13 protein-coding genes are annotated in these 15,322 nt (G+C 59.4%); 8 read left to right on the forward strand and 5 right to left on the reverse strand.

Annotated elements, in window-relative coordinates; all coding sequences use genetic code 11:
- The first annotated feature begins 4 nt into the window (after window positions 1–4).
- Window positions 5–688, forward strand: a complete 684-nt coding sequence (locus BM416_RS25755; RefSeq protein ID WP_005786391.1) for an ABC transporter ATP-binding protein — start codon at window positions 5–7, stop codon at window positions 686–688.
- Window positions 688–3,198 carry an ABC transporter permease gene (locus BM416_RS25760; protein WP_092489890.1) on the forward strand — a complete coding sequence of 837 codons (2,511 nt, stop codon included), beginning with the start codon at window positions 688–690 and terminating at the stop codon, window positions 3,196–3,198. The genes BM416_RS25755 and BM416_RS25760 overlap by 1 nt, the downstream gene beginning before the upstream one ends.
- A gap of 46 nt (window positions 3,199–3,244) precedes the next feature.
- Here the strand turns inward: BM416_RS25760 and greB are convergent, their stop codons facing one another.
- Both greB and BM416_RS25770 read right to left on the reverse strand, forming a co-directional pair.
- Window positions 3,245–3,718 carry a transcription elongation factor GreB gene (greB, locus tag BM416_RS25765; protein ID WP_027606972.1) on the reverse strand — a complete coding sequence of 158 codons (474 nt, stop codon included), beginning with the start codon at window positions 3,716–3,718 and terminating at the stop codon, window positions 3,245–3,247.
- A gap of 113 nt (window positions 3,719–3,831) precedes the next feature.
- Window positions 3,832–4,815 (reverse strand): hypothetical protein, encoded by a 984-nt coding sequence (locus BM416_RS25770; protein WP_092489891.1) that lies wholly within the window; start codon window positions 4,813–4,815, stop codon window positions 3,832–3,834.
- Between the two features lie 210 nt (window positions 4,816–5,025).
- On the opposite strand from BM416_RS25770, the gene BM416_RS25775 reads away from it, so the two are divergent.
- From BM416_RS25775 to BM416_RS25785, 3 genes are read left to right on the forward strand one after another with little or no spacing between them, the layout of a single operon-like run.
- On the forward strand, window positions 5,026–5,952 hold the full coding sequence (locus tag BM416_RS25775; RefSeq protein ID WP_092489892.1) for an ABC transporter ATP-binding protein: 927 nt from the start codon (window positions 5,026–5,028) through the stop codon (window positions 5,950–5,952).
- On the forward strand, window positions 5,949–6,674 hold the full coding sequence (locus tag BM416_RS25780) for an ABC-2 transporter permease (RefSeq protein ID WP_027606969.1): 726 nt from the start codon (window positions 5,949–5,951) through the stop codon (window positions 6,672–6,674). The genes BM416_RS25775 and BM416_RS25780 overlap by 4 nt, the downstream gene beginning before the upstream one ends.
- Window positions 6,675–6,689: 15 nt before the next feature.
- Window positions 6,690–8,435 carry a Gldg family protein gene (locus tag BM416_RS25785; protein ID WP_092489893.1) on the forward strand — a complete coding sequence of 582 codons (1,746 nt, stop codon included), beginning with the start codon at window positions 6,690–6,692 and terminating at the stop codon, window positions 8,433–8,435.
- A gap of 2 nt (window positions 8,436–8,437) precedes the next feature.
- Here BM416_RS25785 and BM416_RS25790 read toward each other — a convergent pair whose 3' ends face one another.
- From BM416_RS25790 to BM416_RS25800, 3 genes are all read right to left on the reverse strand, one after another.
- Window positions 8,438–8,746 (reverse strand): hypothetical protein, encoded by a 309-nt coding sequence (locus tag BM416_RS25790; RefSeq protein ID WP_065924423.1) that lies wholly within the window; start codon window positions 8,744–8,746, stop codon window positions 8,438–8,440.
- 261 nt (window positions 8,747–9,007) lie between these two features.
- Complete coding sequence (locus tag BM416_RS25795) at window positions 9,008–9,442, reverse strand: DoxX family protein (RefSeq protein WP_027606966.1); 435 nt, start codon at window positions 9,440–9,442, stop codon at window positions 9,008–9,010.
- 103 nt (window positions 9,443–9,545) lie between these two features.
- Window positions 9,546–10,967 (reverse strand): MltF family protein, encoded by a 1,422-nt coding sequence (locus BM416_RS25800; protein WP_092489894.1) that lies wholly within the window; start codon window positions 10,965–10,967, stop codon window positions 9,546–9,548.
- A 236-nt stretch (window positions 10,968–11,203) separates the two neighbouring features.
- Here BM416_RS25800 and BM416_RS25805 point away from each other — a divergent pair, with 236 nt between their 5' ends.
- The 3 genes from BM416_RS25805 to BM416_RS25815 all read left to right on the forward strand — a co-directional run.
- Complete coding sequence (locus BM416_RS25805; RefSeq protein WP_092489895.1) at window positions 11,204–12,010, forward strand: TatD family hydrolase; 807 nt, start codon at window positions 11,204–11,206, stop codon at window positions 12,008–12,010.
- 96 nt (window positions 12,011–12,106) lie between these two features.
- The gene (locus BM416_RS25810; RefSeq protein WP_092489896.1) at window positions 12,107–13,588 is read left to right on the forward strand and encodes a methyl-accepting chemotaxis protein; all 1,482 of its coding nucleotides are present in this window, start codon (window positions 12,107–12,109) and stop codon (window positions 13,586–13,588) included.
- A gap of 198 nt (window positions 13,589–13,786) precedes the next feature.
- A partial coding sequence (locus BM416_RS25815) for a DUF6531 domain-containing protein (RefSeq protein ID WP_371856069.1) occupies window positions 13,787–15,322 on the forward strand: 1,536 nt, incomplete at its 3' end.

Genomic DNA, 15,322 nt, shown 5'->3' on the forward strand with positions numbered 1-15,322 from the left:
CTCCATGGGCGCAAGCATTCTCACCGCGCGGAACCTCAGCAAAGTGGTTCCCAGCGCGGAAGGTGAACTGACTATCCTGCACGAACTGAGCCTGGAACTGAACAAGGGCGATAGCCTGGCTATCGTCGGCAGCTCCGGCTCCGGTAAATCCACCCTCCTCGGCCTGCTCGCCGGCCTCGACCTGCCCAGCAGCGGTGAAGTCACCCTCGCCGGCCAGGCGCTCAGCACCCTCGACGAAGACCAGCGCGCACGCATCCGTGCCGAACACGTAGGCTTTGTGTTCCAGTCGTTTCAACTGCTCGACAGCCTCAATGCACTGGAGAACGTCATGCTGCCGCTGGAGCTGGATGGCCGCAAGGACGCCCGCGAACGCGCCAGACACCTGCTGGAGCGCGTGGGCCTCGGCCAGCGCCTGACCCACTCCCCACGCCAGCTTTCCGGGGGCGAGCAGCAACGGGTGGCGATTGCCCGCGCCTTTGCCGCCGAACCGGACGTGCTGTTTGCCGATGAGCCCACCGGCAACCTCGACAGCCACACCGGCGAGCGCATCAGCGACCTGCTGTTCGAGCTCAATAAAGAAAGCGGCACGACCCTGGTGCTGGTTACCCATGACGAGCGCCTGGCTCATCGTTGCCGACGCCTGATCCGCCTTGAAGCCGGCCTGATGGTCGCCCCCCTGGAGCCTTGATGGCACGTTTGCCGCTGTTGCGCCTGTTCAGCCTTGCCCTGCGCCAATTACTGCGCGATGCCCGCGCCGGCGAATTGCGTGTGTTGTTCTTCGCCCTGTTGGTGGCCGTGGCCGCCAGTACCGCCATCGGTTATTTCGGCGCCCGCCTCAACGGCGCCATGCTGTTGCGTGCCACCGAGTTCCTCGGCGCCGACCTGGTACTCGAAGGCAGCTCACCGGCCCGCCCCGAACAAATCAGATCCGGGACCGAACTGGGCCTGGATCACGCCCGTGTGGTTGAGTTTTCCAGCGTCATTGCCACCGATAATGGTATCCAGCTCTCCAGCATCAAGGCGGTCAACGAGCAGTATCCGCTACGCGGTCAACTCAAGAGCGCAGCAGCCCCCTTTGGGGACGAAACCCCGGGCGGCGGGCCGAAGCCCGGTGAAGCCTGGGTCGAGTCGCGGCTGCTGACGGCACTGGACCTGAACGTCGGCGACAGTATCGATGTGGGCATGAAGACCTTGCGCCTGGCACGCGTACTGACCTACGAACCGGATCGCGCCGGCAACTTCTACAGCCTGACGCCCAGGGTAATGATCAACCTGGCGGACCTGGACGCCACCGGCGTGGTCCAGCCGGGCAGTCGCGTCAGCTACCGCGAGTTGTGGCGTGGCCCGCAGGCCAGCACCGCGCTGCAAACCTATCGTGACCTGCTCAAGCCGGGGCTCGCCGCCAACCAGCGTCTTCAGGATTCACGGGACGGCAACCAGCAGATCGGCGGCGCCCTGGGCAAAGCCGAGCGCTACCTGAACATGGCCAGCCTGGTGGCCGTGCTGTTGGCCGGCGTCGCCGTGGCCCTGTCGGCCAACCGCTTCGCCACCCGCCGTTTCGACGCCAGTGCGTTGCTACGTTGCCTTGGGTTATCGCGACTCGAGGCCATGCTGCTGTTCAGCCTGCAATTGAGCGTACTGGGGTTACTGGCGAGCCTGGCCGGCGCCCTCCTCGGTTGGTTGGCACAGTTTGGCCTGTTCTATTTCCTGCACGACCTGTTGCCGGCGGATGTTCCACCGGGTGGACTGTTGCCGGCCATTGCCGGGATCGGCACCGGGCTGGTTGCTCTCGCGGGTTTCGCGCTGCCACCGTTGGCCGCCCTCGGTCGCGTACCGCCGCTGCGAGTGCTGAGGCGCGACCTGCTGCCTATCCCGTCCAGCACCTGGATGGTCTACGGCGCCGCGTTGTTCGCCCTGGGCCTGATCATGTGGCGCCTGAGCCTCGACCTGGTGCTGACCTTCGCCCTGCTGGGCGGCGGCGTGGTCGCCGCGCTGGTTCTGGGGGGCTTGCTTCTGCTGCTGTTGCAGAGCCTGCGACGCCTGTTGGCCCGGGCATCCCTGCCGTGGCGCCTGGGCCTCGGCCAATTGCTGCGCCACCCGCTGGCGGCGGCGGGCCAGTCCCTGGCGTTCGGCCTGATCCTGTTGTCCATGGGCTTGATCGCCCTGCTGCGTGGCGAATTGCTGGACACCTGGCAAAACCAGCTGCCCAAGGACGCCCCCAACTATTTCGCCCTGAATATCCTGCCGGCCGATAAGGACGCCTTTGGTGCCCGCCTGCTGGAAGTGCAAGCGCAATCCGCGCCGCTGTACCCGGTCGTGCCAGGGCGGTTGATCAGTATCAATGGCGAGCCGGTACAGGAAATAGTCAGCAAGGACTCCAGTGGTGACCGCGCCGTACAACGGGACTTGAGCCTGACCTGGGCCGCCGACCTGCCGCCGGGCAATACCCTGACCGAAGGCTCATGGTGGTCGCAACAACCCCCCGATGGAATGCCCGGAGTCTCGGTAGAAGCCAAGGTCGCGCAGAGCCTCAAGCTCAAGTTGAACGATCACCTGGTGTTCACCATCGCCGGGGAAAACCGTGAGGCGCGGGTTGCCAGCCTGCGAACCATCAACTGGGATAACTTCCAGCCGAACTTCTTCATGATTTTCCAACCGGGAACCTTGACGGACCTGCCGGCCACCTACCTGACCAGCTTCTACCTCGCGCCAGGGCATGATCAGCAGATCGTTGATCTGTCCCGCGCCTTCCCGGCGGTGACCATCCTGCAGGTCGAGGCGCTGTTGGAGCAACTGCGCAGCATCCTCGCCCAAGTGACACTGGCGGTGGAGTACGTGTTGTTGTTTGTGCTGGCCGCTGGGATGGCGGTGCTGTTCTCCGGCCTGCAAGCCACCTTGGATGAGCGTATTCGCCAAGGTGCACTGCTGCGGGCACTGGGCGCGGAGCGCAAGCTGCTGGTCAAGGCGCGGCGCATCGAGTTCGGCTTGCTGGGCGCAGTCAGCGGCTTGCTGGCGGCGCTGGGTACCGAGTTGGTGACGTGGGTGCTGTACCGCTATGCCTTCGACCTGGCCTGGCAACCGCACCCCTGGCTGTTGCTGCTGCCTGTGATCGGCGCCGTATTGATCGGCGGTGCCGGGGTGTTCGGCACACGCCGTGCGCTGAATGCGAGCCCGCTGACGGTATTGCGCGAGGGCTGAGCGGTCCATGACCCGCCTGCCTCACGGGGGGGCGGGTCAATGTCGCTTACTTCACGTACTCGATAGCGGTGATCCACCAGCACACCTCACCTCCCGGGGTCTGCACGATGGCCTCATCGTCGACTTCCTTGCGCAGCAGCGCACGGGCCATCGGTGAATCGATGGAGATATAGTCCATCCGATCATAAATCTCATCATAGCCGACGATACGAAAACGCTTGGTCTCGCCCTGTTCGTTTTCAATCTCGACCCAGGCGCCGAAAAACACCTTCCCCTCCTGCTCGGGCATGTACTCCACCACGCGCATGTCTTCCAGGCGCTTGCGTAAATACCGCACCCGCCGGTCGATTTCACGCAGCAGCTTTTTGTTGTACTGATAGTCGGCATTCTCGCTGCGATCCCCCAGGGAAGCAGCCCATGTCACCTTGCGCGTGGTATCCGGACGCTTTTCGCGCCACAGGTAATCCAACTCTTTCTTCAGCGCTTCATGACCTTCTTTGGTTATCAGCTTGGTACTCAAACGCATGCATCCCCAGGCAATGTCCATAGGTACCGATAAGGCAGGAAATCACATCCAGGCATCGGTTCGCTGGCGCTGATGATAAATGAACCCAGGAAACTAGCCAGGCCTGTCTAGCTATCCAACGTCTGGTCCAGTTCAAGCAGTACGCCCCGCAAGCTCTGGCGTAAGCTCGAGACTTGCGAGGTCATCACCTTCAGGGCTTCGGTCCGTTGACTGACTGCCAGGGACTGGTCATGCAGTTGAGCGGTGCGCTGCTCCAGATCCCGGACCCTTTCATCCAACTGGGTTTGCTCCTGCTGCAAGCGGGCCTGCCATTGATCAAGCGCGGTTTCCCTCTCCGACGCAGCGAGTTTCTGTTGGGCCAGTTCCTGAGCGACACGAGCCAGGTTGGTCAGCGTATTGCCCACTTCGAACAAGTGGTCGTCGTCCGCGAGCGCCGAAAGCTTCGGCTGCGCCGGGGCGATGGGTTCACTCAGGACAACAGGTACATCCTGGACAATGGCCACAGGCGTGTCGACTGACATCTGCCGGGGCTCTTCTACGACAGGTTCAGGTACGGGAAGCGGAGTAGGCTCAGGTGGATTCGCCCCCCTGACAGATGAACTCATTTTCGACGAGAAACGAATGGAAGGCACAATTAATGAAGCACTTTCGATTGCCGGCAGCACCGGTGCAGACATTCCCAGGGAGATCACTTTCATCACCAGGGCCTTCTTGATGATCACCGAATGATGCTCTTCGGGCCTCGCAGGCGGCAGCTTGCAGCCTTTTAAATCGATAAAATGATAAGGCACCTGAGTTTCGGTAACACCGGCTTTAGTGCCTGCCGCCGCCGAGGTGAGAATTTGCTTGAAAACATGCATTGCCACATGCAGGTCCTCCTTGGACTCCACTCCCCCCAGAAAATACCGATCAAGTTTTTTGCGCAAGGCTGCGACATACACCCTGGAACTCGCCGGCTCAACCTCTTCATCCAAGCTATAAACAAGAAAGTTGGAGGCAATCTGGCCTACAGCAAACCCACAGAGCAATGCACCGTTAACCGGAGCATCTTGACCGTCGCGTTCAAGAACAAGGGTACGTAGAAGCATCATGGTGATCGGGCCTCATTACAAAATTCGAAAAGTCTCTATAACCTTCAGACCATCACTCAATAATTAAAGGTTAAAAACACAAAACAATTGTTTCAGCGACTTGCCTAGCGCGCACGTAGGACTTTTCCTATTAATGCTGAGCGGCGTTCCCAAAAACAGATATTGCTCGTACCCTTTTCAAACTCTCCCTCCACGACCACACCACGCTAAATGATCGAAATCATCAACCTGACAAAACATTTAAACAATAAGAAAATAATCAGCGATTTTTCATTCAGCGCAAACAAACAGGAATGCCTGGGACTATTCGGAGAAAATCCTACAGTTAAAACGGCCCTTCTCGACGTAATATCGGGCTCGACCACGCCTTCCAGCGGGCATATAAACATCCAAGGCTTCAATACTAAAGCCCATCCATTAAGAGCAAAAAAACTCATCGGCTACCAACTTCACAGATGCGTCAGTCATCCTACGATGTCGGTTAAAGAATTCCTTGACTACATCGCGGCCATTCGCGGACTGCGCGGCACCGAAAAACGCGCGCAGGTGGACTATGCCGCTACGCAACTGGAATTGTTGCCGGTGCTCAACGCTCCCCTCGAGGCTCTCTCCATCGGTTTGAAGCGCAAAGTCACCATTGCCCAGGCCATCCTGCACACCCCTGCCTTGCTATTACTGGATGAACCGACCGAGGGGCTGGCACCTGATCAGAAATACAAATTCAGGAGCCTCATCCAGTCATTGACGCAAGAAATGACCGTGATCGTCGCTTCCCGACACTGCGATGAATTATCCGAACTCTGTACGCGCGCCCTGGTTATCGCAGGTGATCGCCTGGTGGCCGATACCCCCATGCCAGATCTGCAACGCGACTCTCGCCATTTCCAGGCGGTCACCCTCACCGCAGATGCCCCCTTGGACCTGCTGGCTCTCGCCGTACTGCCGGGGGTGGCAGGCATCGAAGAACATCGGCATGCACCCGGCACGGTGACCGTCCTGGCCATGCCGGGGCACACCATCTACCCCCATATCAATACGCTCATTGCCAATCGTCGCTGGAAAATCAACTCACTGAGCCTGGAGCCTGGTCGCCTCAGCGACGTAGTTCATTATCTGAGCCGAGAGACCTCCCTTTGAAACTGCTGCCCGTCATCTTCAAGCGTCAGCTCGTCCACTATGCCGGCACACCCGGCACCTATCTGAGCATTGCCATTTTTTCAGTACTGTCCGTAGCATTGGGGTTGCACATGAGCGCCTGGCCAGAACAGGACAGCAGTCACTTGCAGGTTTTCTTCCAGCTGCACCCCTGGCTCTATTTATTGCTGATTCCAGTACTGGCGGCACAACTCTGGTCGGACGAGTCCAATGCCGGTTTTCTCGACCTGATGAAAACATTACCCATCACCACGTTTGAATGGGTTATCGGCAAATTTCTAGCAGCCTGGGTCGTGGCGGCCACAGCCCTGATATTGACCTTCCCTCTCGTGATCATTGCCAACTACCTGGGAGTGGCGGACAACAGCGTTATTGCCTCGCAATTTATATCGAGCTGGCTGCTGGCGGGCAGTTATCTAGCCGTCGGTTGTTTTATTTTCACACTGGTACGGCAACGCACTGCCCTTTTCATACTGACTGTAGGCTTTATGCTTATCGTCAGCGCACTCTCTTATTTACTCGATGCACTTGAACATCAAGCCCCCATCTGGGCGGTGGACAGTCTGGTCTCCCTCAGCCCTTTTTCGAGGTACAGCGCTATCGACAATGGAAAGTTCACGCTTCGTGACATGCTTTACTTCATCAGCATGATCTTGGCCTTTCTCGCAGCGACGACCGTCACTCTCAACTATAGACACAGCTGAGAAGGAAAGCCCTCCATGCGACCTACTCTGCGCACCGGCATGACACTCACTGTTATCCTGTTACTATTCCTGGCGTTTAACTTAGTTTGGGTAGGAAAAATTCCAAATATCCGATGGGACTTCTCACAAGGAAAAACGCATACCCTATCGCCTCAAGTACGACAGTTACTCGCGTCATTGGAAAACCCTGTGGATTTGTATTATTTCAATGCCCATGACAGCCCTGGACGAAGCTACACCTTGAAACGCTATGGCAAGCGCATCGAAGACCGGTTGATGGAGTACGAAAAAGCAGCAAAAGGCATGATCAACCTGCACCTTATTGATCCCATACCTTTTTCAGAGGACGCCTACAAAGCCAGGTTGTTTGGCCTCGACGACAATGCGGGATTCATGGGCCTGATCGGCACCCGAGCCGGCTATGGAGCGCAACGCATCGAATCATTCAGCCTGGATCGTGAGCCATTGCTCGAATATGAAATCAGTCATTTGATCTACAAGTTGCAGCATCCGGAGCGCCCCGCTATCGGACTGCTGTCAGGGCTGGCGATGGGAGAATCCGCAGGCCGATTGTTGAAGGAACTGCAGCGACATTTCAATCTGGTCAATCTGGGAGTAACCACCGAGCGCGTGCCGGAACAGGTCAAGACGCTCATGGTCGTGCATCCACAGGCGCTGCCTGAGCAATCGTTGTATGCGGTTGAACAATTTGTCTTAAAGGGCGGTAAATTGATGGCATTTATCGACCCGTTTAGCGAGCAAGGCTCGAACACCCCATCCGCCAATACCAGACTGACTGATTTGCTTGCCGCTTGGGGAATACAGATGCCGGCGAACAAGTTTCTGCTCGATCACCGCTACGCGGCGTCGTACACACCTGTGAAAGGGACGTTCACAGTGCAGCATCCGGGCAGGTTGAACCTGCCTCGGCAGGCAATGAACACAGACGATCCGAGCACCTGGAAATTGAATAACGTGACGGTATCAAGCAGCGGCGTGCTGTTTCGCCGCCAGAAAGGCCTCACGACCCTGACCCCTCTCCTGCAAAGCTCCCTGCAATCCGAGTTGCAGGAAACCGACCGGCTTGCCTCGGCAACCGAACTCGATTCAAAGGCCGATGAGGCCTCCAGCCAAACACAACGCCATGTGATTGCAGCCCGTATAGAGGGGCCTGCCTATTCAGCATTCCTCGATGGCGTGGAAGGACAGCCGGCAAGTGTGCAAAAAGCGGCGCAGATCCATGTGGTGGTAGTCGCCGACACTGATTTGCTCATGGATCAAGTCAATGGCCCAGCGCCCGACAGCAACACACTGTTTATCTTGAATACGCTGGATAACTTGTCCGCCGGTGATGTACTGACCAATATTCGCCCGCACGCGTCGGCGCAAAGATCGCCAAACAGGCTGGAACGGATGCGCGACAGCGCCGTACACGCCTACACGCAGAAGGCGACTGAATTGGAACAACGCCTGCTACGGACAGAACATGAATGGCAAATGCTGCGCACAACGGAGGTGCAGCTCGGCTCCCAGACCGTGGACACCACCACCCAATTGGTTGCACTCAACAAGGAGCGACTGCGCTTGCCAATGGAATTACATGCCTTGAAAGCCGAGGCATACGCGCAGGTACATCGCCTGGAGTTCGCCATAAAAATGCTCGTGGCACTGGCGATCCCCCTGATGCTATGCCTGGTTGCCTGGGTGGTTTTCCTGTGCAATCGACGGCGTCGACTACAGGCGGGATTCGCGCGCTACTGAGTTCAACGCCGGGCAATCAGCCCCTGCCGGGCAATGCGGGTCAATTGTCGGATGACTTCCTGCGCGTCGCTGGCGCTGGGGGCCTGGATAACCGCAAGATCGAAGCTGTTATTCGCAAACCGGGCAAGAGAATCGCCATCTTCCACAAACTGAATCAAGAATGCCGATGGCCGTCCGCTGCGACGTGGCCACCCGTCCAGATAACGCAAGAGCGTAGGCTGATGCTTGCCGCCCAGGAGGATTTTTGGATTGCGTTGGGTGAGGTCCGCGGTGATCGGGGCCAGGCGTATCAGGGGGCGTAGTGCATTCATCGTGTCGTGTCTCTGCCTCAAAAGTCTGCGGGCAGGTGAGAGGCAACACCGAACCAGCGCTTTAGCGGTATTTCGAAGTTGCCTCCCCAGGGGAGAACAGGCTTCTGTCGGGTTCTATCAAGACCCAGTGGCGCCCCGCAATTAGCTGTTTAAATCGGCGCATGGGCAGCATCCTAGAGAAGCCGGTGGGGCGGTGTCAAGAATCCAGAGCAACGAAAAGGCCCACACAGTGGTGGGCCTTTTCAGAGTTTTGCGCCGGTGTCAGTTGGCGATAGCGCGGTCGGCAGACAGTTTGCCAGCCCCTTCCAGCAGCACCGCCAGGGAGCCGCCCAGCAGGGCCAGTGCGAACTCATAACCGTTGTTGGCCATGAACAAGCCGTTATGGATATGCACCGAGAAGATCGCCACCAGCGACAGAATAGTCAGGCCCAATGCCGCCGGGCGTACCAGCAAACCGATGATCAGTGCCAGGCCGGCAAAGAACTCGGTTCCGCCCGACAGCAGCGCCATCAGGGTACCCGGCGCCAGGCCAATGCTTTCCATCCACTGGGCGGTGCCCGCCAGGCCATAGCCGCCAAACCAACCGAAGAGTTTTTGCGAACCATGGGCGGCAAAGATGATGCCGACGACGATGCGCAGGATGGTCAGGCCGTAGCCGGCACGAGTGGACAGTACGCTTTTGATCATTGGGCTCATGGGGTGGATCCTTTTCGAAGTAGGGGTTGGTTGGCCGCTATATTAATCAGTTTAAACAATGATAAAAGCGGAAAAACTGCCTGATTAACATCGAAAAAATAGATTATTTCCGTGAGGCGATTTTCGGCGCCGGCGGTTCCAGGGACTCTCGCTCCCGATCGAACGCCAAGTAGTACTTGTTGACGCTATTAACATAGCTGACGGCCCCCATCCCCACCTGCTCCATGGCGATGCGCTCCACCTGGAAGAACCATTGATTGGGGTTCAGTCCCCGGCGCCTGGCCTCGGTGCGCATGCCCTGCACCCGCTCCGGCCCCATGTTGTACGCGGCCAATACGAAGGCCATGCGCTCGCGCTCGTTGAGCTTGGGGCTGGCGAAGAATTTGCGACGGATCAACGCCAGGTAACGCGCGCCGGCCTGCACATTGCTGTCGAGACTTTCGATGTTGTTGACGCCCACCCGCTGCGCTGCCGAAGGGGTGATCTGCATCAGGCCGGTAGGGCCGCCGCTGTTGCGCGCACCCGGGTCGAAAGCCGACTCCTTGAACGCCAGCGCTGCGAGGTTCAGCCAGTCCATGCCTTGCTCACGGGCGTGCTTTTGCAATACCGGACGCAGTTTTTCCAGGCGCTGGCGGTCGACGCGGGCCAGCGGGTTGCGCACCTGGTAGAGGCGCCGATAGATGCGTTGGAATGCCACATCCTGGTCGGACGGCGTGCGATAGGTCTTGAGAAATCGATCAATACTGGCCCGCAGCATCGAGGCGTCCTGGCGCACAAACCAGTACTCGTCGCCCGGTTCGCTGATTGCCACCTGCTTGTCGAAGCGCAACTTGGGCAGGATCTTCGACCAGCGCTCCGCAATCGGCTTCTCGACAATAGTCAGGTGAAAAATACCCGCCTGGACCATCTCCAGCACATCCTCCACCGCCAGGGTCGGGTCCACCCATTCCACCTTGACCGGCGGCTGTTTGTGCAAGGCCAGTTTCTGGTTGACCTGGCTGATGGCATCCGCCGCCGCGCTGCCGGTGGTCAGCGCCAGGGTACGCCCGGACAGCTGCTCCAGCTTGGTAAACCGCCGCTCACCCTTCACCCCCACCAGCCATAACGGCACACCGCTGGCGATCGGATCGCTGGTGCTGATTTTGTGTGCGGCCTTCACATCCAGCAATTCACCGGGGGCCACCAGGTCACCTTCGCCACGGGCGAGTGCGCCGAGCAGTTGGTCCTTGGCCTTGGGAATGATCTTGAGGTTGATTTCCTGGCCATCGCGGGCGTGGCCATTGAGGTATTGCTCGAACGCGCGCAGACGATGGTATTCGACACCGATGGCCTGGCCCTGGACCTCGCCGGAACTGTTACGGCTCTGGTTGACCAGTACACGCAGGGTGCGACTCGAGCGAATCTCCGCCAGGTCGCGCACCTTGCCGGGCCTGGTCACTTCCAGCGGCCCGTCCAGACGCGCGAGCGCCGCCGCGGGCAGCAGCAGCGTCAGGCACAACATAAGCAACGCCGAGGGTCGGATCATCCGCTCTCCGGAAAGAATACTGGCCAACACCCTCGCGAAAAACGAGGCGTTGGGGTTCAGAAACAGAGCGCTTTAAGCGCTGGCAAGACGCGCAACGGTGGCACAGTGCAAGGCGTTCAGCCAATCACGATGTCACTTGCGACGTTCAAAGACAGCTATAACTCGTTGTAGTTCTTAGTTTTTCTTATAAATCTACAGCTCTGATATGCTTTCCGGCCGCAGGCGGAGATAGCACCATGCAACTCATTGATATCGGCGTCAACCTGACCAACCCCAGTTTCGACGAGAAGCACCAGGCCGTTCTCGACCGCGCCTATGCCGCCGGGGTGCAACAATTGGTGCTTACCGGCACCAGCGTCGACGGCAGCGAACAGGCCTTGGAGCTGTGCGTCAACCTCGATGACAGCGGCCAACGCCTGTTCAGCACGGCCGGCATCCACCCCCACTCCGCCAGCGATTGGAACGGCGATAGCGCCAGGCGCCTGCGCGGTTTACTCAGCGAAAGCCGCGTACGTGCGGTGGGCGAATGCGGGCTGGATTTCAATCGGGATTTCTCTCCGCGCCCGCAACAGGAAAAAGTCCTCGAAGAGCACTTGGCTCTGGCGGTTGAGCTCAAACTGCCGGTGTTTCTCCACGAGCGCGACGCCAACCAGCGCCTGCTGGAGATCCTCAAGGACTACCGCGACCACCTGAGCGCCGCCGTGGTGCATTGCTTCACCGGCGAACAACAGGCGCTGTTCAGCTACCTCGATCTCGATTTGCACATTGGCATTACCGGCTGGATCTGTGATGAGCGCCGTGGGACGCACCTGCATCCGTTGGTCAGGGAAATTCCCCGTGGTCGTCTGATGCTGGAGAGCGATGCGCCCTACCTGCTGCCGCGCACCCTGCGTCCAAAGCCGAAAAACGGCCGTAACGAACCCGCGTACCTACCGGAAGTGCTGCGCGAAGTCGCCCTGCACCGCAACGAAACGGCCGAGGACCTGGCTCAGCACAGCACCGCCTGTGCCCGCACGTTTTTTGGGCTGCCTGCCGTGGATTGATGCGGTGCATTGACCCATGTCAAAACCGCTTTGCGGAGTAGCGGCACAATAATGGCACCTTGCCAATGCTGTTTCCGCTATCAGAGAAAACCTTCCATGGGTGCCTGGCTTAGCAATATCTCGCTGAAATACAAATTCTGGGCCGTCAACGCGGTCGCCTTTATCACGACCCTGCTCCTGGTGCTGTATGCCGTGCATCTCGAACAGCAATCGCGCAGCCATGCGTCCCAGGCCTCGGCACAGGCCCAGGCGCAATTGCTCGGAGCCTGGCCGGCCGACAAGGCCCTGCCCAAGAGCGAGCACTGGCTGACGTTTGCCCGCGGCCAAGTCCCACAGTTGGCCGATCAGGATCTGTCAGCCCTGAGCAGCAACACGGGTTGGGTCGAACTCAACCCCATGCCGCTGTTCGGCGAAAACACGCTGATGGGCGCCGAAGTGATCGCCCGCCCTGATGGGCAATACATCGCCGTGCTCGCCCACGCCCCCAGCCTGAGCCAGGTATTCAGTGAACGCTTCGCCAACTATGCCGTGGCGGTGCTGATCCTGATGCTGGCGATGCTCTGCGCCTCCCAATTGCTGATCCGCTTCCTGCTCAGCCAACTCAACACCCTCAAGGACGTGATGCTGCACGTGGAGAAAACCGGCGACCTGTCGGCCCGCGTGCCATTGGCCTGCAAGGATGAAGTCGGCCAGATGGCCAGCGCCTTCAATGCCATGCAAGCCGGTTATCAGCGCGTGGTCAGCACCGTGGCGCGCACCGCCAAGCTTCTGGACGAGGGTGCCGCTCGATTGGCCAGCAGCATGAACGAGGTACAACACGGCATGCTTGGCCAGCAAAGCGAGACCGACCAGGCCGCCACCGCCATCAACGAAATGACCGCCACCGTCTACCATATCGCCCAACATGCCGGTGCCACCCGCGACTTGTCCCAGGCCGCCGACACCCTCGCTGGCAGCGGTCAGGACGTGGTCACCCGCGTACAGCATTCAATCGCCGGCCTGTCCTCCGGCGTGCAACAGACCGCCGAAATGATCCAGAAACTGGCCGAGGACAGCCAGAAAATCAACAGCGTGGTCAGTGTGATCCACAGCATCGCCGAACAGACCAACCTGCTCGCCCTCAACGCCGCCATCGAAGCTGCTCGCGCCGGGGAAATGGGCCGTGGGTTTGCCGTGGTCGCCGACGAAGTGCGCAACCTGGCCAAGCGCGTGCAAAGCTCCACCGACGAAATCACCCGCATGGTCTCGGCGCTGCAGGCCGGCACCCGCGACGCGGTGGACTTCATGCAGGAAAGCTCGTTCAAGGCCGACGACTGCGTACAACAAGCCCTGGAAGCCGGCACAGCGCTCGCCGAAATCACCAGCGCCGTGGCGCAAATGCGTGAAAGCAACACCCAGATCGCCGTCGCCGCCGAACAGCAAAGCCACGTGGCCGAAGAGATGAACCGCGCAGTGGTGAGCATTCGTGATGTGACCGAGAACACCGTGCAACAGACTGTGGATTCGGCGACCACCAGCAATGAGCTGGCAACGTTGGCTGGTGAGTTGAGCAAGGCGATTGGGCAACTGAAGCTGTAGGGCTTCTCCACCTGTAATCCGACTCCTACGATCGACTCTGCGTTTACCCGAAGTCTTGGCGAACCTTCCTAGCCGTCCTGGCGAATAGCGCCGACTTCTTTACCTGACGAACCTCTCCAAAGTCTCTCGCCTGATCATTCAGTGCGAGGGACCGCCGATGCACCTATCCGTTAATGCCCTGGTCGCCGGGGCGGCGTCTTGATTCCCGCGATTGCCAGCTTTGTCCTGGCCCCCATGGATGCCAAGGCGCCGGACGTTGAGCGCGTCTTTCGTGACTTTCGCGGTTGCCTGAATACCTTTGATGAGTGGGCCGGGAGCGTCTGGAGCGCTTCGGCGCTGGAGGTTGAGCAGGTCTTCAAGGTCGGCGATGAGGTGGCGCTGGTCGCGCCGATCAATCGCTCAATCATCCCCAGCAGCACCGTCGCCACGTGCCCGGCCAACGGCACCCTGACCCTGGTGCATATGTTCGAAAGCACGCGCTTCGTGCCCATCGGCAACACGCCGGTGATGCTGCAGCGCGTCGATCCCAATGGCGGCCCGTTGGGCGAGCCGATCCACAAGACCATCGGCCCCAGCGGCATCCTCGAAATCACCGAGTGTGATCGCAACCAGCCGTACCGAATCAGTTTCTACCCCAATATTTCCAGGGATCACGTCAAGGCGCTGTATGGCTCTTATCAGTCGGTGATCGTGGGGTTGGAGGGTCACCTGCGTGACGAATGGACCAAGACCTTCCAGCCCCAATGGGACGACTTCGCCAACGCCACGCCGCTCGAACGTAGCGCGATGCAGGGCTTGGCCTTTTCCACCGGAATTGCCAAGGCGTTCTACAACCTGTGGGACAACGTTACGCAGCTGTATGACTTGCTGGCGGACCTCAAGGCCAACAGCGAGAAATTGCTGCAGTACATCACCCAGGCCGAACTTGATGAACTGCTGAGGCTGGGCAACGACGCCATCGCAAAGGGGCTGTTGGTGCTCAGCGATGAGCCGCTGCTGTTTATCTACCTGTCGGCCATGGTCAGTTGGCTACGCCTGCTACCGCCGCCCGAGATGTATGAAGTGCTGGGCGAGATCACCGGTGAGGTGCTGATCAATCTATTTCTGATCTGGGCGACCCGTGGCATGGGCGTGCAGATTCGCCTGGGCGCTCAGGTGCTGGGACATATCAAATCCGGACGAGCGCGCCAGTGGCTGGAGAGGCTGGCTGATCAGTTGGTGGGGCCGACGTTGGACGCGCATGCCGAGGCGGCTAAACCTTTGCTGCTCGGTGGCCCGGCGACAGCGATCAAGACCGTACCGGTTGCGCCATTAAAGGCTGGGGAGCATGTGGTTTCGAACCCGGTGCCGGCGGTTCGCAGGAAGACTCAGCAGACGGTGTTGGTCCGCCAGGAGCCTGTCGATGATGTGCCGGTTTCAGGGAAGAATCCGAACGGGGATGCGGCGGCATCTTCGGATAAGACCGTCACCAATGGCTGCCCAGTGTCGATGGTTACCGGGGAGGAATTGCTCACCCTCACCGATGGTGTTTTAGACGGGATCTTGCCGTTCGAGTGGACCCGGCTGTATCGCACCAGTGCGGTGGAAGTGGATGGCGGGTTGGGGTTTGGCTGGAGTCATTCGCTGGCGCATCGGCTTTCTGTTTCAGGCGATTCGGTGGTGTGGACGGACCATGAGAATCGCTCGATTGGGTTTCCACTGCCGACTGTTGCTCGACCCGCCATCACCAATAGC

The organism is Pseudomonas sp. NFACC42-2, from assembly GCF_900116055.1.
Lineage (GTDB): Bacteria > Pseudomonadota > Gammaproteobacteria > Pseudomonadales > Pseudomonadaceae > Aquipseudomonas > Aquipseudomonas marginalis.

What these genes read in the sequence shown, in the direction of transcription:
- BM416_RS25805 (WP_092489895.1), top strand. Translation starts at nt 11,204, where the DNA reads ATGCAACTCATTGATATCGGCGTCAACCTGACCAACCCCAGTTTCGAC.
- BM416_RS25790 (WP_065924423.1), bottom strand. Translation starts at nt 8,746, where the DNA reads ATGAATGCACTACGCCCCCTGATACGCCTGGCCCCGATCACCGCGGAC.
- BM416_RS25785 (WP_092489893.1), top strand. Translation starts at nt 6,690, where the DNA reads ATGCGACCTACTCTGCGCACCGGCATGACACTCACTGTTATCCTGTTA.
- BM416_RS25755 (WP_005786391.1), top strand. Translation starts at nt 5, where the DNA reads ATGGGCGCAAGCATTCTCACCGCGCGGAACCTCAGCAAAGTGGTTCCC.
- BM416_RS25810 (WP_092489896.1), top strand. Translation starts at nt 12,107, where the DNA reads ATGGGTGCCTGGCTTAGCAATATCTCGCTGAAATACAAATTCTGGGCC.
- BM416_RS25760 (WP_092489890.1), top strand. Translation starts at nt 688, where the DNA reads ATGGCACGTTTGCCGCTGTTGCGCCTGTTCAGCCTTGCCCTGCGCCAA.
- BM416_RS25770 (WP_092489891.1), bottom strand. Translation starts at nt 4,815, where the DNA reads ATGATGCTTCTACGTACCCTTGTTCTTGAACGCGACGGTCAAGATGCT.
- BM416_RS25800 (WP_092489894.1), bottom strand. Translation starts at nt 10,967, where the DNA reads ATGATCCGACCCTCGGCGTTGCTTATGTTGTGCCTGACGCTGCTGCTG.
- BM416_RS25795 (WP_027606966.1), bottom strand. Translation starts at nt 9,442, where the DNA reads ATGAGCCCAATGATCAAAAGCGTACTGTCCACTCGTGCCGGCTACGGC.
- BM416_RS25775 (WP_092489892.1), top strand. Translation starts at nt 5,026, where the DNA reads ATGATCGAAATCATCAACCTGACAAAACATTTAAACAATAAGAAAATA.